The organism is Acinetobacter gyllenbergii (assembly GCF_001682515.1).
GTDB lineage: Bacteria > Pseudomonadota > Gammaproteobacteria > Pseudomonadales > Moraxellaceae > Acinetobacter > Acinetobacter gyllenbergii.
Map to the genome: position 1 here is coordinate 99,129 of NZ_KV575266.1, position 20,635 is coordinate 119,763.

Here is a 20,635-nt window from a genome sequence, read left to right on the forward strand (position 1 = left end):
TATTTTTGTAAGCATCTCGGAGAAATCGAATGGCTTTAACTAACACTGATCGCGCAGAGATCATCGCTAAATTTGCTCGTGCTGAAAACGACACTGGTTCACCTGAAGTACAAGTTGCTTTATTGACTGCTCAAATCAATGATTTGCAAGGTCACTTTAAAGAACACAAACACGACCATCACAGCCGTCGTGGTTTGATCCGTATGGTTAACCAACGTCGTAAATTACTTGACTACTTAAACGGTAAAGATCACGGTCGTTATGTTGCTTTGATCGGCGCATTAGGTTTACGTCGTTAATTCGATTTTACTTTGTTTTCGCTATTTCGCATGTTGCTATGCTTTATCGCTGAAAAGAGAGTTTCATCTAATTTATCTTAGATGACTTTAGAAGGGGCGCTTGTTCGCTCCTTCTTTGTGTTTAAATTTATTTAAAATTTTGATCTAGTGCGATGGCTTCTAAGCTTTGTCATTTATCTACACAGCAGTTGTAGTCTGAATGCCAAACCTTAGGGGTCTCACTAGAATAAAACTAGGAAAATATAATACATGTCAATGTTTAATATCGTTCGTAAAGAATTCCAATTTGGTCAACACCAAGTTGTTTTAGAAACGGGTCGTGTTGCACGTCAAGCAAATACAGTTTTAGTTACCATGGGTGGCGTGACTGTTCTCGTTGCGGTTGTGGCTCAGCCTAAAGCTAAAGCGGGTCAAGACTTTTTCCCGTTAACTGTTAACTATCAAGAAAAACAATATGCAGCTGGTCGTATCCCTGGTGGTTATGGCAAGCGTGAAGGCCGTGCGTCTGAAGCTGAAACGTTGATTTCACGTCTTATTGACCGTCCAATCCGTCCATTGTTCCCAGAAGGTTATTTCAACGAAATCCAAGTGACAGCGACTGTTGTTTCTTCGGATAAGACGATGGATGCAGATATCGCTGCAATGTTGGGTACTTCAGCAGCATTGTCGATTGCGGGTACACCTTTCCGTGGTCCAATCGGTGGCGCACGTGTTGGTTTAATCAACGGCGAATACGTTCTTAACCCGAATTTTGAACAACTGGCTCAGTCTGACCTAGACCTTGTGGTTGCAGGTACTGAATCAGCAGTATTGATGGTTGAATCTGAAGCAAAAGAGCTTTCAGAAGACCAAATGTTGGGCGCGGTTCTTTTTGGTCATGACGAAATGCAAATTGCAATTCAAGCGATCAAAGAATTTGCTGCAGCGGCAGGTGCGGTTGAATCGACTTGGGTTGCACCAAGCAAAAACGAAGCATTGCTTGAGCAATTAAAAACAGCTTTTGAAGCGAAAATTTCTGAAGCATATACCATTGCAGTTAAACAAGACCGCTATGCGGCACTTGATGCACTTTATGCAGAAGCCGTTGCTCAGTTCGTTCCTGAAAATGACGAAACGGGTATTGCGGATGAAGTCAACGAATTATTTGAAGACCTTAAATACCGTACTGTACGTGACAACATTTTGTCAGGTAAGCCACGTATTGATGGCCGTGATACTAAAACTGTACGTGGTATCGACGTACAAGTTGGTGTATTAGATCGTGCACACGGTTCTGCATTATTCACACGTGGTGAAACTCAAGCCTTAGTGACAACCACTTTGGGTAATACCCGTGATGCGTTAATGGTTGATACTTTAGCGGGTACAAAAACTGACAACTTCATGTTGCACTACAACTTCCCAGCTTACTCTGTTGGTGAAACGGGTCGTGAATCAGGTCCTAAACGTCGTGAAATCGGTCATGGTCGTTTGGCTCGTCGTGGTGTTCAAGCAGTTCTTCCTGCAGCTGACCGCTTCCCGTACGTGATCCGTATCGTATCTGATATCACTGAATCTAATGGTTCATCTTCTATGGCTTCTGTATGTGGCGCTTCATTGTCACTGATGGATGCTGGTGTACCATTGAAAGCACCAGTTGCGGGTATCGCAATGGGCTTGGTTAAAGAAGGCGAGCGTTTCGCAGTTCTTTCTGACATCTTGGGTGATGAAGATCACTTGGGCGATATGGACTTTAAAGTTGCGGGTTCTGCCAACGGTATTACTGCACTTCAAATGGACATCAAGATCGAAGGGATCACTGAAGAGATCATGGAAGTTGCATTAAACCAAGCATTTGCTGGTCGTATGCACATCCTGAATGAAATGAACAAAGTCATTTCACGTGCACGTTCAGAAATCAATGCACATGCGCCAACCTTCGAAGTAATCAACATCAACCCTGACAAGATCCGTGACGTGATTGGTAAAGGTGGTGCGACCATCCGTGCGATTACGGAAGAAACTAAAGCAGCGATTGATATCGAAGATAACGGTACTGTACGCGTGTTTGGTGAAACTAAAGCAGCTGCGAAAGCTGCGATTGCGAAAATCCAAGCGCTTACTGCAGAAGTTGAGCCAGGTACCATCTATGCGGGTAAAGTTATTCGTATCGTTGAATTTGGTGCATTCGTCAATATCATGCCAGGTACTGATGGTTTGCTTCACATTTCACAAATCTCAAATGAGCGTATTGCGAATGTGACTGACGTATTAAAAGAAGGTCAGGACGTTAAAGTACAAGTTGCTGATGTCGACAACCGTGGTCGTATCAAGTTGACAATGAAAGACATTGAACAAGCTTAATGCTAGCAAGCATTTTGCTTAAAAAAAGCGCATTGTTTTAACAATGCGCTTTTTTATTAAGTGAATGATTGTTAAGAACATAAAAAACTGAAACTATAAACATAAAATTTCTTGATATTAGACATTAGTCTAATGCTTTAATTGTGCGCCTCACAATTAACGTAGAATTCCCCAAATTTCCGTGCCTGCCTGCGTTTATGTGGTTTTAGATAGACAGTCGGAAGTCTATTTGTTCATCCCAATATGAAGGAATATCGCACATGCTTGTCGATCATGTCGCCACAGGTCAAGATGACCAACAGCCTCCCAAGAAACCAAAGTTTTATCAGATTCTTTATGTGCAAGTGATCTTCGCCATTGTCGCGGGGATATTGTTAGGTCATTTCTTCCCAGAATTGGGTGAAAGCTTAAAGCCACTGGGCGAAGCCTTCATTAAATTAGTTAAAATGATTATTGCTCCCGTGATTTTCCTGACCGTTGTGACAGGGATTGCGGGAATGAAAAACCTCGGCAGCGTAGGTCGGGTGACCGCGAAGGCCATGATCTATTTCTTGACCTTCTCCACTCTAGCTTTGATCGTGGGTTTGATTGTCGGAAATGTGATTGAGCCAGGTCACGGTTTGAATATTGATCCAAGTAGCTTGCACAGTACCAAAGTTGATGAATATGCTGCCAAAGCACATGAGTCGACCATTACCGGCTTCTTGATGAATATCATTCCAGATACTTTGGTCAGTCCATTTGTATCCGGCCAAATTCTTCAAGTTCTGTTTGTTGCGGTATTGTTTGGTTTGGCATTGGCAAAATCAGGTGATTTAGGTCGTCCAGTCACTGATTTTCTACAGCAGCTCACCACGCCAGTATTCACCTTGGTGGGTATGTTGATGAAGTTTGCGCCGATTGGTGCATTTGGTGCCATGGCCTTTACCATTGGTGCTTATGGGATTAGCTCAATCGGTAATTTGATGTTGTTGATTGCGACCTTCTACATTACTGCTTTGCTGTTCGTGATTATTATTCTGGGCGCAGTGGCACGTTATAACGGCTTCTCGATCATTGACCTGATTCGTTATATTAAAGACGAACTTTGGTTAGTCCTCGGAACAAGTTCATCAGAAGCGGCATTACCGTCATTGATGGCGAAGATGGAAAAAGCGGGCTGCGAAAAGTCGGTGGTGGGTTTAGTGATTCCAACCGGTTATTCATTTAATTTGGATGGTACCAATATTTATATGACTTTGGCGGCATTGTTTATTGCCCAAGCTTGTAATATTGAGTTAACCCTCACTCAACAAATCACCATTCTATTGGTGGCGATGTTGAGCTCTAAGGGTGCAGCAGGGATTACTGGTGCAGGCTTTATTACCTTGGCTGCAACCCTGTCCGTTGTTCCTGCAATTCCAGTGGCGGGTATGGCATTGATCCTTGGTATTGACCGTTTCATGTCAGAATGCCGTGCATTAACCAACTTAGTCGGTAATGCTTGTGCCACAATCGTGGTGGCAAAATGGGACAATGCCTTGGATAAAGAGCAACTTGACCAAGCCCTTAAATATGGTGTGGTTGAGAAGAAAGAAGTGTAATCTTCCTAATATTCGGAAAAGCCTCCATGCTGTGCATGTGAGGCTTTTTTATTGGATGTCGTTTCAGTCCTGTAATAGCCGTAGCTTTTTATCTGGCTTCATGGCAGCATTTCTATCGCCATTCTAATCTCTATTGTCCTATGCAACTTTATTATTTTTATCGTCATAACAGTGAAAATACGATTTTTATCAGTGCGGAACAACAACCAGAACATACGCTTGAATTTTTATGGGTCGATAGTCTTAGACAAGATCTGGTGAATCATACCGAGGCTTGGCAGAAGAATATTTATGAGCATACGGGATTGGTACTGAATGAATTCCATTTGCGGGATCTACTGAATATTGAGCATCCTTGTGCATTTGATACCGTCGAGGAATATGACCTGTTGGTGTTCCGCAAACTGATTAGCCCAGACGACCAGATTTTGGCAAATGAGAGTACTTTAGAATCACATGAAAGTGTTTTTGGTTTAGCGACCACACCCATGAGTTTTATCTTAACGCCTACGGTTTTGGTGAGTGTGAGAGAGCAGGGCAATCAGGCAGTAGAGAGTTATATTCAACGCATTCAGACCATTATGGGGCGACCAATTGCAGAGCAGAATAAACCACGTAAATTAGCCAGTACTCCCGCAGATTTATGCTTACGCCTATTGAATAGCATGATTGATGGTTATCTGAATTTACGTACACCCTTGACCCGTCGGGTCGAGTATTGGCAACAACAACTGTTACAGGGTAATCGTCGTTTTAAGCAGTGGCACCAATTGTTTCATGAAGATATGGCCTTTCAGCAAATCGAAAATCTTTGCGAGGAGCAAATCGAGACCTTACAGGAGTTCAGAGACGAGCTGGTCGATAATTACCATCATGTGGTGGGTGAGCATAAGCATAAAGCACAAGATATTCTGTTGGTACGCCTGAACGATTTAATGAGTCATGTAGAACGGGTGCAAAAGCATACGCTACGTTTAAGAAATGCGATTCAATCGGCCATCGATTTACACTTCTCTGCGATTGCCAACCAAACCAATGAAAACATGCGCATCTTGGCAATTATTACCGCCATCTTTGCACCACTGACCTTGCTGACTGGGGTCTATGGGATGAACTTTGAGTTTATTCCAGGGTTGAAATCACCGGTTGGCTTCTGGATCATGCTTGGGGTGATGCTGATGAGTACAGTCATGCTACTGTATTATTTTTATCGTCAACATTTGGTGGGACGAGGAGAGCGTAGTGTGATTGATTTACTGGCTCAGCAACATCGACAACGTAATTTTAATTTGTTGTGGTTTCTGGACTACGAACCGATTAAGCAAACGTTGAAAGAAGTGGAGAAAATGACCAAGCTAAAATAGGATGGACTTGGTCATTTGCAGGGCGGCATTAATGAAAATGTTTGAGCTGTTTACGCAGCTGTTGCACTTCATCGATTAAATCCAACATCACTGCGACGGCAGACAGACTGGCATCAAAGTCGCGTTGCAGACGATAGGCCCGTCTGGCTCGGCTGACATCTTCACCAATAAACTGATAGCTTTGTGGTTCAACAGAAATTTGCAAAATATCATAATCAATCAGCTTGAGTACCCAATCGGTACTTTGACCACATGCTTCGGCGAAGTGCTCAAGATCAAGTGCCAATTGTTCATCAATGATTTCAACTTGGCTATGACCGTCATATTGAATTTCTTTGTATTGAATGGTTGTCATGATCTTACTCCTTATGAGGCACGGGGTTTGAATGCAGCAAAGGCATCGGCAAATTGTTGGTAGGCCTGTTGCTCTTGCTCACTGTGCGCTGGCGGTAAAACAATATTAATAATCAGGTATAACTGCCCGGCAGTTTTGTTGGGAATGCCTTTGTCTTTTAAGCGTAACTGTTGCCCATTCTTGGCATTTTTCGGTAAGTTAACTTTGAGCTGCCCAGCAGGAGTACTTAGTTCGATGCTTTGGCCCAAACCAGCTTCCCAAGGGCTGACATCAATAGTCTGATACACATCAGCACCTTCGACTCGAAGACGGTCAGTATCTTTATATTGAATCTCAATATACAGATCACCATTTTCTCCGCCGTTAACACCACTTTGGCCTTGACCATTGAGGCGGATTTGTTGACCTTCTTTCATGCCTTTGGGAATTTTAACCTCTAAGGTTTTCCGTTGTACCTCAGGTTCGCCATAGACGTTATAAGTCGGAATTTGTAAGGTGATCTGTTGAGTTGCGCCATGGTAGGCAATGTCTACATCGACCTGAATACTGGCGTGCTGGTCTTCACCACGATAACTGCGTTGCTGACGTTGAGAGCGTTGTTGCCCGCCACCAAAGCCTGAGCCAAAGCGACCAAATAAGTCTTCAAAGCCACTAAAGTCAGCGCCATCACCTGAGCTTTGACGATAGAACTGTGAACCGTCAAAACCACTATGCTGGCCTTGGCCCGCATTAGAAAAGCCCTGAGGATGATCCAGCATTTGGTCATATTCTGCTTTTTTAGTACTGTCACTCAAAGTGTCGTAGGCGACGTTAATCGCCTGCATTTTAGCTTCAGCATCAGTTTCTTTGCTAATGTCAGGATGGTATTTACGTGCCAGTTTCCGATAGGCTTTTTTGATTTCATCTGCTGTGGCGTCTCTTGAAACACCGAGCTCTTCATAATAATTTTTTGCCATGATTTTAATAAAGATAATAATGTGTTTCTTTCATTATGAAACGAATCCAAGAGATTTCAATGGATTCGATTGTATAAGACTTGTTCCGCTGCGCTTCAAGCACAGTGGATAAAGAATTTAGACTGGTATTGCGGTGATTGACTAGAGAAAAGTATCAACCAGACCATAGAATGCAATCAAGACCAGCAGGACACCACACAGGCCTAGAATCTTCGGATAGATGCTGCTTTGAGAGAGACTGCGGAAGAATAGATAGACCAAAGACAGCGTGAGGAAGTCCAAAATAATCCAAGTCACTGTCAGTAGGCTTAAACTGAAATTGATGTTCGGTGAGATATGAATAAACTGCGGGAAAAATGCCGAAAAGAAGATAATATCTTTCGGATTGGAAATTCCCACCAGAAAGCCTTTTTTAAAGCCACCGCTTTGTGCAGATACGGTTTGAATGGCGGTTGGATGTGGTGCCTGAAGCACTTCTTTAATGATGCTATAGCCCAGATAGGCAATATAGAGACAGCCCAATACCCGAATGGCTTTTAGGTAATTCTCATCAATAGTAAGAAAACCTTTGAGAATGAGTACGGAAATAAAAATCAGGATTAAAGAGGCGAAGTTGGTTCCAAAAATCGTCTCTAGTGCCTTTTTATAGCCACCCTTAAGGCCAGCACTGGCCACCAAAATCATCACAGGACCAGGGGTCGCAATCAGCACAACCACACTGATGATAAACAGCAAATATTCGAAGTAATTCATAAGGCAAAGTTAGAGTCTATGTTATTGGGAGATTTGAGCATTGTTTTATCGCATAGACCTTAATACAAAATAAAAAAAGACGGAAGCCCGTCTTTTTTTATTTTTTAACATTTGGTCAATTAACTTAAATGTTCACCGAACAAACCTAAGGCTTCTTCTGCGGTAAATTCATAACGGGTATTACAGAACTGACAATCCATCTGGATTGGGTTTTGAGCTTCCAATGTTTCATGAACTGCAGTCACACCGATTTGAATCAAGGCATTGGCACAGCGTTCTTTAGAGCAGGTACAGCCAAACTTTAATTGTTCAACTTCAGGTAAACGCACTTCTTCTTCGTTATACAAACGATAAAGAATTTCATTGGCTGAAAGATCTGTCAGTTCTTCTGGTTTTAAGGTTTCAGTCAACATGGTCAAACGAGGCCATAGATCTTCGTCTACCATTTTTTGCTCTTCTTCATCGTTACGAGGAAGGAGCTGAATCAATAAACCACCTGAACGTTGCTGATTGGTTGCCAGAACGATATGTGTCGGAATCTGTGCCGATAAATCGTAGTATTGGGTCAAGCAACCGGCCAAGGTGGGTTGATCAAGCGGTACGATCCCCTGATAGCGTTCGCCGTGTTCAGGCTCAATATTGATGAACAATACTGGATTGCTAAGCGCAGCAAGCACAGTACGGCTGTCTGTACCTTCGACAAAACGAGGATCTTCTTCGTAATCAGCCAAGGCACGAACTTCACCTAAATGGTTGCATTCGGCCATGGCCCATTTGAAGGTACCGGTCGCTTGAATCTGTAAGCTAATACGGCCATGAATCTTGAGGGTGCTGGCAAGTAAGGCCGTTGCACTGAGCATTTCACCCAAGAGGCTTTGTACCGCAGGCATATATTCACGTTGCGCCAAAATGGTTTGAAGCGCTTCTTCCAAATGAACCACTTCACCGCGAACAGGACAGTCTTCGATAAAAAAGCGTTGGCGTAAATCAGACATATTTTTCTCCAGTACCCCTCTAGGGGGAAACAAAGCAATAGCTTGCTTTGAAAAGCACTTCGGGCTTTATAAAAAGGTGCATGTATGCAGTCAATAATGGTGTCAGTTTGCTAAAACTCAAGATGCTTCATTGGGTGAATTTGCATCACTTTGTGTGTTTTGATCATTGCTCACACGATCTATATGCAAAGTTTTTGTATGTGCAAATAAATACTCTAGTTCGGCTATAGCATTTGGATAGCTTTCAATCATGTCTTGTTGATCGTGTGTCCAGTGTTGCTGTATCAGCAGTCGTTGATCTTCCTGTTCGAATTGCGTTATCTGCATTTTTGCTTCATCGCTGGAAAGACCCGTTTCAATCAAGGCCTGCTGTGCCATATTTAACGATGAAGCATAAGTTTCACGCCAAATCTGTGCAATGCCTAAACCATGCAGTAAATGGGCATGGTGACGGTCACGAGCGCGGACTAAAAGCGCTAAATCTGGGTAGTTTAAACGCAGGTGTCGCGCCAGATTCATACTGTCTTCAACATCATCAATCGCAACGATCAGTAATTTACAGTATTCGATGCCTGCAGCACGTAGGTTTTCGACTTGAGTCACATCGGCATCAATAAAACGATGCCCGTATTGTTCAATAAAATCAGCATCAGGTTGGTTGCTATCGATCACATTAAAGTGTTTACCCTGTGCATGTAAAGCGCGTGCGATGACTTGTCCAAAACGACCAAATCCAATGATGAGAATTGGGTGTTGTGGAACATCGGCATCAACCACCGCGATTTTACTCTTTTGTAGCATGGGCAAAATTTTTCGATCAAATAGTTCGTATAGGAGCGGAGTGAAAAGCATCGACCCGAATATAATGAGAAAGGCTGGTTCTAATAAGTCTTTGCCGATTAAATTTTCGCTTTCTGCCAGCTTGAGTAGAATAAAACTAAATTCACCACTTTGTGCCAAGGTGATTGCAAAGCGAGTACTGAGTTTGGCATGGCGTTGTTGGTAATAGCTGATCGCGCCAATCACAGCGGCCTTGATCAAGATCAAAGCAAAGATTGAAGCCAGAATCAGCAGTGGTGTTTGAGTTAAAGGTGCCAATGAAAGGCCCAAGCCAATCGCCAGAAAAAATAAGCCTGTTGCTGCATCTTTAAAAGGGTCGAGAATACGTTCAACTTCAGTTTTAAATTCGGTTTCTGCGAGTAGCAAGCCTGCTAAAAATGCAGCAATCAAGACATGAATATTGAGAATATCCATGATCAGGATCACAACAAGCAGTACCAATAAGCTGAGCGCAGGAATGAGATGAATACTATTTTTATGCGCTAAAAAACGGAATGCAGGTCGAACCAAATAACGGCTGGCGAGGAACAGGCCTGAAATAGTGGCAATGATTGCAGCAAAATAAGCAATCCCATGACGGGTTGAGGCCGTGTCTTCGAGTAAAGGAAAGAGTGCAATCAGAATGACGGCAATAAAAGCCTGAAACTGTAAAGTCGCCAGCGATGCTTGCCCTAATTTATGATTGAGCTGTTGTTTTTGTTGGAGTAGTTGTTGTGGGAGAATGACCGCAGAGAGCGCTAAAGCAGATCCAAGTATCAGACTAATCAGCAGCTGATGAAACAGGATGAAACATGCTCCAACCAGCAAGATAGTGGTGACCAGGTATTGTAAACCACTATTTTTTAAGATGCCTCTGCGCTCTGCCCAGAGTTGTAGAGGGCGAAAAGCAAACCCAATAAAGAACATCACCGCAATCATACCAACATGCAGTAATTGCTGGATCAGGTGCGGGTCTTCAATCAAACCAGAAACACTGGAACCAAGTAAAAGCCCTGCAATGAGATAACCCAAAACAGTGGTGGAGGCATAGCGTTTTGTCAAAGGAACAAAAATTAAAGCCGCAGCCAGTAAAAAAATAATCGGGAGCAGTAAAGACATTGAATGCCTCAATTTTTCTATTCTGTCTAGACTAACTCAAATGAGCACCTATAAAAATATGATCTGCAAAGATGATATTCGGAAATGCTACTGGTCATTTGAATCAGTGTACGCTTAGCTTTTAACTAAACTCTTGTGGATCAACATCAATCGAAAGTCTGAGTAGATGCTGACGTGGTAAATGTACCACTTGTTGCCACCATTGACGTAAATAAAAATGCAGTTTGGCGCGATCAGGCGACAAAATCACCATATGCGCACGATAACGTCCTGCTTTACGTTCCATTGGTGCAGGAATGGGACCCCATATATCCACGGTATCGCCCGCCATCACTCTCAATTGCTGGGCAATATCCGCTAAAAATTGTTGGCTATAGTCGCGATCTTTAGATTCAACCCGAACCAATACTGCATAACGATAAGGTGGCAGCAGGGCAACTTTACGATCAGCCAGCATTTGTTTGGCAACAGTGCGGTAGTCATGCTCAATCAGGGTGGTCAACATCGGGTGATCCGGGCGCAGACTTTGTAAATAAACACTGCCTTTATGCTCACCACGACCAGCACGGCCAGCGACCTGCACAATCAGCTGTGCGGTTCGCTCAGGCGCACGTGGGTCAACACTGAGTAAGCCAGCATCAATATCTAAAATCGCGACGAGGGTCACATGCGGGAAATGATGACCTTTGGCCAGCATTTGGGTACCCAACAAAATGCTCGGCTTATTTTGCTGAATGCGATCATAGATCTTTTGCCAGCTACCGACTCGGCTGGTACTGTCACGATCGACCCGAATCACTTCATTATGTGGGAACAGTTCTTGTAAATGTTCTTCAAGTTTTGCTGTTCCTGCTCCAAGGGTTTTTAAGCTTTGTTTCTGACAGGCAGGACAATGATCAGGCAGGCGATTGATGGTGCCGCAATGATGACAATGCAAATAATGGTAGGGCTGTGAATGCAAAGTAAAATGTGCATCGCAATGTGGGCAGTTGGCTTGCCAACCACAGCTTTCACACATCAGGATCGGCGCATAACCGCGTCGATTTAAAAAGATCAGCACCTGTTCTTTACGTTCTAAAGTATGTTTGATCTGTTCGATGAGCGTTTGGCTGAGACCATGCTTCTTTTTTGCGACTTTTAAATCCACCACATACATTTTCGGCAGTACAGCGACGCCTGCACGCTGATTCAACTCAAGCAGATGTAATTTGCCCGATTCCACCAAGTGATAACTGTCAATACTTGGGGTGGCGGAGCCGAGAATGACAGGACAGTTCTGTAAATGACCACGATATAAAGCCACATCGCGGGTATGGTAGCGAAAACCTTCTTGCTGCTTAAAGGAGAGATCATGTTCCTCATCTAGAATGATTAAGCCTAGATGCGGCAGTGGGGTATAGATTGCAGAGCGTGTACCAATAATAATCGATGCTTTGCCCGTTTGTGCATGTTGCCATGCCTGTAAACGTTTTGAGTCATTTAAGCCTGAGTGCAGTAAGGCCACATCACAATGAAAACGTGACTTAAAACGAGCGACCGTTTGCGGGGTTAGACCAATTTCAGGCACCAGTACCAATACTTGTTTGCCTTGTTTTAACACCTCATGCATGACTTGCAAATAAACTTCAGTTTTGCCACTGCCAGTCAAACCATCGAGTAAAAATGCCTGATAGTGATACTGTGCTTTGAGGATCTGTTGAATTGCTTTCTTTTGATCTTCGTTGGGCGTCAAAGGGACTTGTGCCAGTTGCACAGGCGTTGGGGTGAAATCATGCGGTTCTAGACAGCATTCAACCAAGCCCTTTTTTTCTAATGCCTTTAAAGTTGAGGTTTCTACACCACTGAGATTGAGCACATTCTCCGTAGCACCGTGTGGATGAAGCTTTAAAACCTGATAAGCATCATATTGTTTTTGTGAACGTTTTAATAATGCATTGGGGTCATCATGCGGAGTGATCTTCCATAGATGAAACAGGATATCCAAGGCACGCCCTTGTCTTAATAAGGTGGGCAAGGCACTTTGCATCACCTCACCAATCGGGAATTGGTAATATTGTGCAGACCATGTCAACAAAGTTAAAACTTGTTGATCTAGAATGGCTTCTTCATCGAGCAGTTCAGTAATCGCTTTAAGTTTGAATTGGCCTGTAAATGCTTCGCTAGGATCTACTTTTTCAGTAATGATTCCTACGAGGTTTTGCCGCCCAAAAGAAATCGCAACGCGTGCACCGATTTGCGCCTGTGCATATTGCTCAGCACTGACTGTATAGTCAAAGGTGTCATACACATAGACGGGTATCGCGACTCGAATACGGTAGAGAATAGCGTTAGAATTTTGGCTAGGCATATCGGCTTCATTCATGTGTAAAATGGCATGACTGTATGTCATATAATTATGCTAAAGTGCTGTGCAATATGTCGATGAATTTCTTGCGGAACAAGGTTCCTCATCCCATACACGGATGCAACTTAACGACTACTATTTTGGGACAATTAGAACAGAACCATGCCTGCTTATCAATTTACAGCTATTGATGCTTCTGGAAAGCAACATAAAGGTGTGCTGGAAGGGGATTCCGCACGCCAAATTCGCCAACAGTTACGTGATAAAGCATGGACACCGATTGCGGTCGATGCGGTTGAGCAAAAAGACAAACAACAACAGCGTTCATGGTTTAAAAAAAGCTTTAGTGCCTATGATCTGGCTTTGATGACCCGTCAGCTTTCAGTTTTGGTCGCTGCGGGAATTCCACTTGAAGAAGCACTGCGTGCAGTGAGTAAACAAAGTGAAAAATCACATGTCCAAAACTTATTAATCGCCGTACGATCCAAGGTTTTGGAAGGACACTCACTGGCGAAAAGTATGCAGCAGTCAGGGCGATTTCCCGAACTGTATATTGCAACTGTTGCTGCGGGTGAGCGTTCAGGCCATCTTGATCTGATTCTAGATCAACTGTCCGACTACACCGAGAACCGTTTTGCTATGCAGAAGAAAGTGCAGGGCGCGATGATCTATCCGATTGTACTGATGCTGATGTCTTTTGGGATTGTGATGGGCCTGATGACCTACGTCGTGCCTGAAATTGTCAAAACCTTTGAACAAAGCAAAGAAGCCTTGCCTTGGATTACAGTTGCTTTGATGAAAGCCAGTGCCTTTATTCGACATACGTGGTTGGGCATGCTTATTCTGGCCTTTATCGCAGTGATCTTGTTTACCCGTTTTTTAAGAACCACGGCAGGACATTATGCATTTGACCGATTAACGCTCAGATTGCCACTATTTGGTAAACTTTCGCGTGGTATAAATGCGGCACGTTTTGCCAGCACCTTGTCGATTCTGACCCGTTCTGGCGTACCTTTGGTTGAAGCCTTGCGAATTGGGGCGGAAGTCAGTAATAACTGGGTAATTCGTGATGCCATTGAAGTGGCGATGGAGCGTGTAACAGAAGGTGGTAATTTGGCAACACAGTTGGAGCGTTGCGGTTATTTCCCCCCAATGATGGTACAAATGATTCGAAGCGGTGAAGCATCAGGCGAGCTAGATCGTATGTTGGATCGTGCATCCACCATGCAAGATCGTGAGGTGACCACCTTTATTTCCACATTACTGGCTTTACTTGAACCTTTGATGCTGATTTTTATGGCAGCAATTGTATTGGTGATTGTGATTGCGGTAATGTTGCCAATTATTAATATGAACAATATGATTTGATGAGTGACATGATAGAGATGAATATGAATAACTCAATGAATAAGCACAATGTTGAACAAAGCTTGAATCCTTGCACTCGAAGCATAGCCTCTTCTCTTGCGGCACGTTCGAGCGTTGCTCGAATGAATCGTGCCTCAGGATTTACACTCATTGAGGTGATGGTTGTTATTGTAATTCTTGGTGTTTTGGCAGCACTGATCGTTCCGAATGTGATGGGCCGTGGTGAAAAGGCCAAAGTCGATACCACCAGTATTACTTTAAAAGGTGTTGCGGGTGCGTTGGATCAGTATAAGCTAGATAATGGTCGTTACCCATCGATGCAGGATGGTGGTTTGGATGCGTTGGTGAATCAACCTGCTTCTGCGAAAAACTGGTTGCCGGGTGGTTATGTCAAAGGTGGTTATCCAAAAGACAGTTGGGAAAATGATTTACAGTATGTGATCCCAGGGCGTGAAGGTCGTGCATTTGATTTATATTCGTTTGGTGCGGATGGTAAAGAAGGTGGCGAAGGCAATGATGCCGATATTTATTATCAGCCATAATGATGAAATAAAATATCACTTCACTTTTTGAATTAAATAAATCTAGAGTGAAGTGATAATGTTTCTTAATTATAAATAACGAACTAAGATTTTGAAAAATATAAAATAAATAAAATATTGAATATGTGAGAGTTATAATAAGAATTATTCCCATATTTAATAGTTACAAGAAAAAGAAATTATGCAGAAAAATAGACTTCTTCTTTAGATCAAAGCTTTGCATAATAAATTCAGACCATTGAAATAAGATGTGGAGATCAGATGAAAGCATTTTTTGTGTTGGATGAACTGAATCAGTTTCATTGGGCAATGCTTAAATCTGTATTGCTCATCTTAAGTTTATTGCCTTTTAGTGAAGGTGCATTAAGTTTGTGGCAAGCTTCGGAAGGAAGCAGCCAAATCATGATTGGTTTTTTCGCATTGAGTATGTTGAGTGCATGGTTTGTATTGTGTTTTCTTAGTGCCTTAAAAACCAGTGTCTGGAATAACCACGAGCTAATTTCTAAATATGAGCAGCTTGTGTTTAAAGCCTATCGCTATATCCCGATGCTGTTTTTATCCAGTCTGGTGGCGTATTTATCGGTGCAATTGTCGATTAATTTCTAAGCCTATATTGTGAATATAAACGTAGACCAAAGATCTACGTTTTTTATGGTCTGCAGTTAAACTGGTCGAACCAAGAGCAGGGTTAACTTACGCACGACAGGCAAGACCAAGAGCAGCACAGGGAAAGCAATTAGCCATGAAATTCCCCACGCGGACATCCACGTTGCGAAAGAGAACTGCTCAAAACCCATACTTCTCAGTGTACTTATACAAGACACGATGAAAGTCATAATAATGGATAAAAAGAAGGGTAAAACAATGGATGCGTAACGATTTGGAATTTTCTGAAAATTAAAAGTAGAAGATTTTGAATTCTGCATTTTTGACTCCGTAAACCAACAAACGCCAGTGCCTTATCCAAGATGAAAATATCTAGATAAAATAGCTCCAAGCCTTGTTGGAGATATGTTGGCACGTTGATTGACGTAAACGTTTACGGCTTTATAATCAGCACAATTAATTTAGCATGAAGTCGCTAAATAGAAAATAAAAATAAGCGTATTTATTGAGTTGGATAGATTCGCTATGCTGCAACTGGGCTTAAAAGAGCAAAAAGGAAAAAGCATGCAACAGATCGAATGGAATGATTTTACTAAGGTTGAATTACGTGTGGGTAGAATCATTCAAGCGGAAGTGTTTCAACAAGCGCGAAAGCCCGCTTATATTTTGCAGGTTGATTTTGGTGAAGAACTGGGGATCAGAAAATCCAGTGCGCAAATTACCAAGCTATATCAACCTGAAGATTTGCTTGGAAAACTGGTGGTTGCTGTGGTGAATTTCCCGAAAAAGCAGATTGGGCCGATTCAGTCTGAATGTCTGGTGACAGGTTTTCATAATGCAGACGGAGATGTCGCGCTTTGTGTCCCAGAGTTTGATGTTCCTCTGGGCACAAAGTTACTGTAATTTATCGACGGGATTTGAAGCTAATATCAACTTTACGCGGACGATAGATCCAGCCTACGATCAATAAAAGCAATGATAAAATTAAGATCGGGTAATCGCTTAGGCGGTTATACAGCGTTTGCCCTTGCATGGCAGGTAATTCGCCACGTAATACGGCTTCTTGATCTATTGGTGCTTGTTTTACGATATGACCATGCTGATCAATAAATGCAGTCACACCTGTATTGGTGGCGCGAATAAACCAACGACCATTTTCCTTGGCTCGCATCTGTACCATTTGCAGATGTTGCCAAGGTCCAGCAGTCCCCGTGAACCATGCATCATTCGACACAGTAATTAAGAAGTCACTATTTGATGCATTGCGACGGGTCAGGTTGGGATAAGCCACTTCATAGCAAATGGCTGCAGCCAATGCATGGCCTTTCACCATTAAAGGCTTCTGATTGGCCTCACCACGTGAAAAACCACTCATGCTGACATCATTTTGAAGGGCAGGTAATACCCATTTCAGTGCACCTGATAACGGAATATATTCACCAAAAGGCACTAAACGTTGCTTCTTATACAAACCCGATGAATCACTACCCGATGCCATAATACTGTTGTAATACAGCGGCTCGCCGACTTGTTGTGATTTAGGTAGATCCCAATAAGGAATACCTGTGACCCAAGCGGTATCGGTTTTCTTTGCTTGCGTGGCCATCGCATCCAAGAATTCTGGAATATCGGTCTGGAACATCGGAATAGATGACTCAGGCCAGACGATCAGATCACGACCCCATTCAGCACGAGTCAGTGTGGCGTAAATCTCTAAGGTTTTGATCTGGTATTCGGTGAGCCATTTCAAGTCTTGCGGAATATTGCCCTGAACCAAGGAAACGCTGAGTGGTTTGGCTGCTTTAGGTTGAACGAATTGAATCAATCCAGCGCCCCAAGCACCCAGTATCAGTAGGGCAGATGGAATTGCCCAGAACCAGCGACGATTTAGAATCTCAACTAAAGCACAGGCCAGCACAATCACGACGAATGAAACGGCATAAACGCCAAATAACGGCGCATAGCCATCGAGCAGACGTTCAGTGAAGGCATAACCTGCAAACAACCATGGGAAACCAGTGAACACCCATGTCTTGGCCCATTCAAAGAGTACCCAAAGTGGCGCGAAAGTCAGCGGTGTTTCAGGGAAGAAGCGCCGATACAGCCAAGTTTGGAAGGCTGTAAATAGACCCATCGCAGCCGCCATAAAGGCAATCATCAAAATGCTTAAAAAGGCATTGGTATCGCCATAGGTATGGATAGAGGTGAATAGCCAAAAAGCACCGACGAACCATAAACCAAAACCATAAGCCCAACCCAGCGCAAAGGCTTGGCGTGGACTACGTTGACGTAATACTGCATACAATAATGCAGGCGATAAAATCGCGAGCCACCAAAAATAATAGGGTGCTAAGGCAAAACTAAAGATTGCACCTGAAATCAGTGCAATCAAAAGGGGAAATATAAAAGGAAGCTGAGTGTGTGCTTGAGATGGATTTAGCAGCTTCTCAAAATAGGTTCTCATTGACGGACAGCTCGAATCAGATGAATAGTGCGTGCATCTGCTTCAATAATGGTAAATTGCCAATCTCCAAGTTCAATGGTTTGACCTTGTAAATCGCTCACTAAACCAATCTCTTGCAGCAGTAAGCCGCCCATAGTTTCAACTTCATCGTCAGAAAAATCTGCATCTAAAATAGTGTTGAAGTGTTCGATTGGTGTAAGTGCCTGCACTATCCAAGTATTGGCTGTGGTTGGGTCATTGTCTGGTACGATATACAGTGCTTCTTCATCTGCAATATCGTGCTCATCTTCAATTTCGCCCACAATCTCTTCAAGAATGTCTTCGAGGGTAACCAAACCCGAGGTTGAGCCATATTCATCAATCACGATGGCAATATGGGTCTGGGTATTTTTTAACATGCGTAGCACTTGGTCTGAGCGTGCACTTTCAGGTACGAAAACAGGCTGACGCATCAATGAACGAATATCGACTTTGACATTGCGCTCAGTTAAAAATGGCAAAAGATCTTTCGCCAATAAGATGCCGACCACATTGTCACTTTGATCTGCTGAAAATACAGGGAAGCGTGAATGTGCCGAATCAATCAGTACATGCAGAATATCAAGTAATTGATCGTCTTCCTGTAAGCTGATAATCGCTGTACGCGGTGTCATGACTTCTCGAATCTTGGTTGCTGGCAGATCGAGAACACCCTCAAGCATAGCAACAGTATCTGGCTCTAAAAAGCGACGTGAGTCTTGAACTAACTTGAGTAATTCATCGCGGGTTTCAGGTGCGGTGCCTAACCATTTTCTTAAGCCACGCATACCCCACGACGGACTGGATTCCTCGACCATGATCTTTCCTAAAGACTCTCTATATCAATTAGATGATTTTCATCATACCGAAGATAAAGCGGATATGCATCAATAAAACTATGTAAAAAACGTACAGTTTTTCAAAATGCTGCTGATGATTTTCATCTGAGCGGTTTATGCTAAAATATGACAATTCGAATATTTGAGTTTAATGATGTCTGAACAACCCAAACTTCCCGCTGTTCAAATTAATACGCGAGGTTTACGTTGCCCTGAACCTGTGATGATGCTGCATCAAGCTATTCGCAAAGCCAAGTCAGGTGATGTTGTTGAGGTGCTTGCCACAGATCCGTCTACCTCATGGGATATTCCAAAATTTTGTATGCATCTCGGACACGAGTTGGTATTAAAAGAAGAAAGTTTGGATGAAAACAGCAATACGGAATATCGTTATCTAGTGCAGAAAGGGTGAATTTATTAGCGCTAATGAAAGGCAACTGTTTGAGGTTCATTTGACCGTTGATGTCAAGAATTCTACGGTTTTGCATCAACGATTTTTAACATTATGTCAGCAAATACAAGCGAAAGCCTTAGAAATTGTATTGGCGCAAGGGACCTACCCCAAGCAAATGATGTTTTCAAAAATAATCACTACGAGTCATTTGCAAGAATTATTTGTTTTCATTAATCAGTGGATTCGTTTATTTCAAGCACATCACCTTGATGTGCTCAGAACAAAAATAGAAATACCGCTGCATTCAAATTATTTGAATCATATTCAATATTATGAGTGGCATGCATTGATTGAATATCATCATGTAGAGCAACTACAGCGGCTTTGCCACGATCATGGCGCTCATCTTTCTTATAATGCTTTAAAATGGCAGCCAAAATTTCGTTTTATTACGTTAAGGGAATCTCACTCAATAGTACATTATCGAGCGCGAGTTGGTCGGTTGAGACAAGCTTTGATTGATCAAAAATATACGCCACACAAAGAAATTCATGAAAGTTGCATCTATGATTCTAATGATGCACTGGATCAAGGTTGGTTGATTTAAAATCTGAGAAGAATATGAATAAACTAAAAATGATGGCCTATGAGGGGCTCATTCGCCGTTTTGCGTTAAGCCACACCTATTTTCCTTTTGTACTGAAAGGGAGTTTTTTGACACGGCAGTATTTTCCTAAGCATATTCACCGAAAGCCTATAGATTTAGATTGGGTATGTTTAAAGCCCTTATTGGATAAAAGAGGTGTTCAAGCTCATTTAAATGATTGGATGCATTATCTAACCACGGTTCAGCTTGATGACGGTATTCGCTATGACGTTTTTCCTATAGATTCATATTGGTGGGAGCTGGATTATGTGATGTCAGAGGATTTTCCAACAGTCAGTACCGCTTTCCATGCTTGGGTTAATGAGCAGATGGTCGAGATTGAAGTTGATGTTTCATTTAATTTGGATGTGAGTGATAGTAAATTAAATTTGAATTATCAGCCGTTAGTAGGGCCGAGTTTTAAGCTGAAGCAAACACCATCATTAGCAACTCAAATTGCATGGAAATTGCATCAATGTATAGTAAATCCCCGATATAAAGATATTTTTGATTTAACGTGGTTGCTTCAACATGCTGAATTTAAGGAAAATATAGAGGCGCAGTTTAAGACAATTGAGGTGTTAAGCGCTGAGTGCCATCGTGATGAAATTATATTGACCGAGTATCTTAGAAAAAATCAGCTGATCTTTGCCGAAGCTCGACGAAAATTAAGTCGGCACTGGGAGATTGAAAGGAATAATTTTAATTTTGTTGATTTACAGGATATACCTAAAGACTTTAATACGTTTTGGAATCAATTTACTTTTGCGTTAATCCAGACTGATGTGTTAGATCTAATCGATTAAAAAAGCGAAGCATAAAAAAACC

At 42.5% G+C, this 20,635-nt stretch carries 20 protein-coding genes; 11 read left to right on the top strand and 9 right to left on the bottom strand.

Annotation, left to right across the window (positions count from 1 at the left end):
* Positions 1 to 29 precede the first annotated feature (29 nt).
* The 4 genes from rpsO (at position 30) to NG55_RS14550 (ending at position 5,589) form a co-directional block, all read left to right on the top strand.
* Complete coding sequence (gene rpsO / locus NG55_RS14535) at positions 30 to 299, top strand: 30S ribosomal protein S15 (RefSeq protein WP_004656162.1); 270 nt, start codon at positions 30 to 32, stop codon at positions 297 to 299.
* 255 nt (positions 300 to 554) lie between these two features.
* Positions 555 to 2,642, top strand: a complete 2,088-nt coding sequence (gene pnp / locus NG55_RS14540) for a polyribonucleotide nucleotidyltransferase (protein WP_171257986.1) — start codon at positions 555 to 557, stop codon at positions 2,640 to 2,642.
* 260 nt (positions 2,643 to 2,902) lie between these two features.
* The gene (locus NG55_RS14545) at positions 2,903 to 4,225 is read left to right on the top strand and encodes a dicarboxylate/amino acid:cation symporter (RefSeq protein WP_004802372.1); all 1,323 of its coding nucleotides are present in this window, start codon (positions 2,903 to 2,905) and stop codon (positions 4,223 to 4,225) included.
* A gap of 140 nt (positions 4,226 to 4,365) precedes the next feature.
* Positions 4,366 to 5,589 carry a magnesium transporter CorA family protein gene (locus tag NG55_RS14550; RefSeq protein WP_065343656.1) on the top strand — a complete coding sequence of 408 codons (1,224 nt, stop codon included), beginning with the start codon at positions 4,366 to 4,368 and terminating at the stop codon, positions 5,587 to 5,589.
* Positions 5,590 to 5,617: 28 nt separating this feature from the next.
* Here the strand turns inward: NG55_RS14550 and NG55_RS14555 are convergent, their stop codons facing one another.
* From NG55_RS14555 to NG55_RS14580, 6 genes are all read right to left on the bottom strand, one after another.
* Positions 5,618 to 5,944 (bottom strand): chaperone modulator CbpM, encoded by a 327-nt coding sequence (locus NG55_RS14555; RefSeq protein ID WP_004802375.1) that lies wholly within the window; start codon positions 5,942 to 5,944, stop codon positions 5,618 to 5,620.
* A gap of 11 nt (positions 5,945 to 5,955) precedes the next feature.
* Positions 5,956 to 6,900: a DnaJ C-terminal domain-containing protein gene (locus NG55_RS14560; RefSeq protein ID WP_065343657.1), complete on the bottom strand. Its 945-nt coding sequence runs from the start codon at positions 6,898 to 6,900 to the stop codon at positions 5,956 to 5,958.
* A 141-nt stretch (positions 6,901 to 7,041) separates the two neighbouring features.
* A complete protein-coding gene (locus NG55_RS14565) occupies positions 7,042 to 7,653 on the bottom strand; it encodes a LysE family translocator (RefSeq protein WP_016542359.1) in 612 nt (203 codons plus the stop codon).
* 119 nt (positions 7,654 to 7,772) lie between these two features.
* A complete protein-coding gene (gene hslO, locus NG55_RS14570) occupies positions 7,773 to 8,648 on the bottom strand; it encodes an Hsp33 family molecular chaperone HslO (protein ID WP_016542360.1) in 876 nt (291 codons plus the stop codon).
* A gap of 117 nt (positions 8,649 to 8,765) precedes the next feature.
* Positions 8,766 to 10,586, bottom strand: coding sequence for a cation:proton antiporter domain-containing protein (locus tag NG55_RS14575; protein WP_065343658.1), 1,821 nt, complete (start codon positions 10,584 to 10,586; stop codon positions 8,766 to 8,768).
* 121 nt (positions 10,587 to 10,707) lie between these two features.
* The gene (locus NG55_RS14580) at positions 10,708 to 12,933 is read right to left on the bottom strand and encodes a primosomal protein N' (RefSeq protein WP_407638713.1); all 2,226 of its coding nucleotides are present in this window, start codon (positions 12,931 to 12,933) and stop codon (positions 10,708 to 10,710) included.
* A 159-nt stretch (positions 12,934 to 13,092) separates the two neighbouring features.
* Here NG55_RS14580 and gspF point away from each other — a divergent pair, with 159 nt between their 5' ends.
* From gspF to NG55_RS14595, 3 genes are all read left to right on the top strand, one after another.
* The gene (gene gspF, locus NG55_RS14585) at positions 13,093 to 14,298 is read left to right on the top strand and encodes a type II secretion system inner membrane protein GspF (protein WP_016542363.1); all 1,206 of its coding nucleotides are present in this window, start codon (positions 13,093 to 13,095) and stop codon (positions 14,296 to 14,298) included.
* The gene (gene gspG, locus NG55_RS14590; RefSeq protein ID WP_032865799.1) at positions 14,298 to 14,840 is read left to right on the top strand and encodes a type II secretion system major pseudopilin GspG; all 543 of its coding nucleotides are present in this window, start codon (positions 14,298 to 14,300) and stop codon (positions 14,838 to 14,840) included. The genes gspF and gspG overlap by 1 nt, the downstream gene beginning before the upstream one ends.
* Before the next feature lie 261 nt (positions 14,841 to 15,101).
* The gene (locus NG55_RS14595) at positions 15,102 to 15,446 is read left to right on the top strand and encodes a hypothetical protein (protein ID WP_023270887.1); all 345 of its coding nucleotides are present in this window, start codon (positions 15,102 to 15,104) and stop codon (positions 15,444 to 15,446) included.
* A gap of 56 nt (positions 15,447 to 15,502) precedes the next feature.
* Here the strand turns inward: NG55_RS14595 and NG55_RS20695 are convergent, their stop codons facing one another.
* Positions 15,503 to 15,766, bottom strand: coding sequence for a DUF2798 domain-containing protein (locus NG55_RS20695; protein ID WP_016660484.1), 264 nt, complete (start codon positions 15,764 to 15,766; stop codon positions 15,503 to 15,505).
* A gap of 244 nt (positions 15,767 to 16,010) precedes the next feature.
* On the opposite strand from NG55_RS20695, the gene NG55_RS14600 reads away from it, so the two are divergent.
* Positions 16,011 to 16,349 (top strand): tRNA-binding protein, encoded by a 339-nt coding sequence (locus NG55_RS14600; RefSeq protein ID WP_023270886.1) that lies wholly within the window; start codon positions 16,011 to 16,013, stop codon positions 16,347 to 16,349.
* 1 nt (position 16,350) lies between these two features.
* On the opposite strand, the gene lnt is transcribed toward NG55_RS14600, so the two are convergent.
* The gene (lnt, locus tag NG55_RS14605) at positions 16,351 to 17,910 is read right to left on the bottom strand and encodes an apolipoprotein N-acyltransferase (RefSeq protein WP_065343659.1); all 1,560 of its coding nucleotides are present in this window, start codon (positions 17,908 to 17,910) and stop codon (positions 16,351 to 16,353) included.
* Positions 17,907 to 18,746 (bottom strand): HlyC/CorC family transporter, encoded by an 840-nt coding sequence (locus NG55_RS14610; RefSeq protein WP_004656129.1) that lies wholly within the window; start codon positions 18,744 to 18,746, stop codon positions 17,907 to 17,909. Before NG55_RS14610 ends, lnt begins: the two co-directional genes overlap by 4 nt.
* A gap of 175 nt (positions 18,747 to 18,921) precedes the next feature.
* Between NG55_RS14610 and tusA the strand changes: the two genes are divergently transcribed.
* From tusA to NG55_RS14625, 3 genes are read left to right on the top strand one after another with little or no spacing between them, the layout of a single operon-like run.
* A complete protein-coding gene (tusA, locus tag NG55_RS14615) occupies positions 18,922 to 19,179 on the top strand; it encodes a sulfurtransferase TusA (protein WP_004656127.1) in 258 nt (85 codons plus the stop codon).
* 40 nt (positions 19,180 to 19,219) lie between these two features.
* Positions 19,220 to 19,768, top strand: coding sequence for a hypothetical protein (locus NG55_RS14620; RefSeq protein WP_065343660.1), 549 nt, complete (start codon positions 19,220 to 19,222; stop codon positions 19,766 to 19,768).
* Positions 19,769 to 19,782: 14 nt separating this feature from the next.
* Complete coding sequence (locus tag NG55_RS14625; RefSeq protein WP_065343661.1) at positions 19,783 to 20,613, top strand: nucleotidyl transferase AbiEii/AbiGii toxin family protein; 831 nt, start codon at positions 19,783 to 19,785, stop codon at positions 20,611 to 20,613.
* Positions 20,614 to 20,635 lie beyond the last annotated feature (22 nt).

Coding starts and splice junctions, on each gene's coding strand:
- rpsO (WP_004656162.1), top strand. CDS start 30: ATGGCTTTAACTAACACTGATCGCGCAGAGATCATCGCTAAATTTGCT.
- NG55_RS20695 (WP_016660484.1), bottom strand. CDS start 15,766: ATGCAGAATTCAAAATCTTCTACTTTTAATTTTCAGAAAATTCCAAAT.
- gspF (WP_016542363.1), top strand. CDS start 13,093: ATGCCTGCTTATCAATTTACAGCTATTGATGCTTCTGGAAAGCAACAT.
- pnp (WP_171257986.1), top strand. CDS start 555: ATGTTTAATATCGTTCGTAAAGAATTCCAATTTGGTCAACACCAAGTT.
- hslO (WP_016542360.1), bottom strand. CDS start 8,648: ATGTCTGATTTACGCCAACGCTTTTTTATCGAAGACTGTCCTGTTCGC.
- NG55_RS14555 (WP_004802375.1), bottom strand. CDS start 5,944: ATGACAACCATTCAATACAAAGAAATTCAATATGACGGTCATAGCCAA.
- NG55_RS14610 (WP_004656129.1), bottom strand. CDS start 18,746: ATGGTCGAGGAATCCAGTCCGTCGTGGGGTATGCGTGGCTTAAGAAAA.
- NG55_RS14550 (WP_065343656.1), top strand. CDS start 4,366: ATGCAACTTTATTATTTTTATCGTCATAACAGTGAAAATACGATTTTT.
- NG55_RS14560 (WP_065343657.1), bottom strand. CDS start 6,900: ATGGCAAAAAATTATTATGAAGAGCTCGGTGTTTCAAGAGACGCCACA.
- lnt (WP_065343659.1), bottom strand. CDS start 17,910: ATGAGAACCTATTTTGAGAAGCTGCTAAATCCATCTCAAGCACACACT.
- NG55_RS14600 (WP_023270886.1), top strand. CDS start 16,011: ATGCAACAGATCGAATGGAATGATTTTACTAAGGTTGAATTACGTGTG.
- NG55_RS14625 (WP_065343661.1), top strand. CDS start 19,783: ATGAATAAACTAAAAATGATGGCCTATGAGGGGCTCATTCGCCGTTTT.
- NG55_RS14575 (WP_065343658.1), bottom strand. CDS start 10,586: ATGTCTTTACTGCTCCCGATTATTTTTTTACTGGCTGCGGCTTTAATT.
- NG55_RS14565 (WP_016542359.1), bottom strand. CDS start 7,653: ATGAATTACTTCGAATATTTGCTGTTTATCATCAGTGTGGTTGTGCTG.
- NG55_RS14595 (WP_023270887.1), top strand. CDS start 15,102: ATGAAAGCATTTTTTGTGTTGGATGAACTGAATCAGTTTCATTGGGCA.
- gspG (WP_032865799.1), top strand. CDS start 14,298: ATGAGTGACATGATAGAGATGAATATGAATAACTCAATGAATAAGCAC.
- NG55_RS14580 (WP_407638713.1), bottom strand. CDS start 12,933: ATGCCTAGCCAAAATTCTAACGCTATTCTCTACCGTATTCGAGTCGCG.
- tusA (WP_004656127.1), top strand. CDS start 18,922: ATGTCTGAACAACCCAAACTTCCCGCTGTTCAAATTAATACGCGAGGT.
- NG55_RS14545 (WP_004802372.1), top strand. CDS start 2,903: ATGCTTGTCGATCATGTCGCCACAGGTCAAGATGACCAACAGCCTCCC.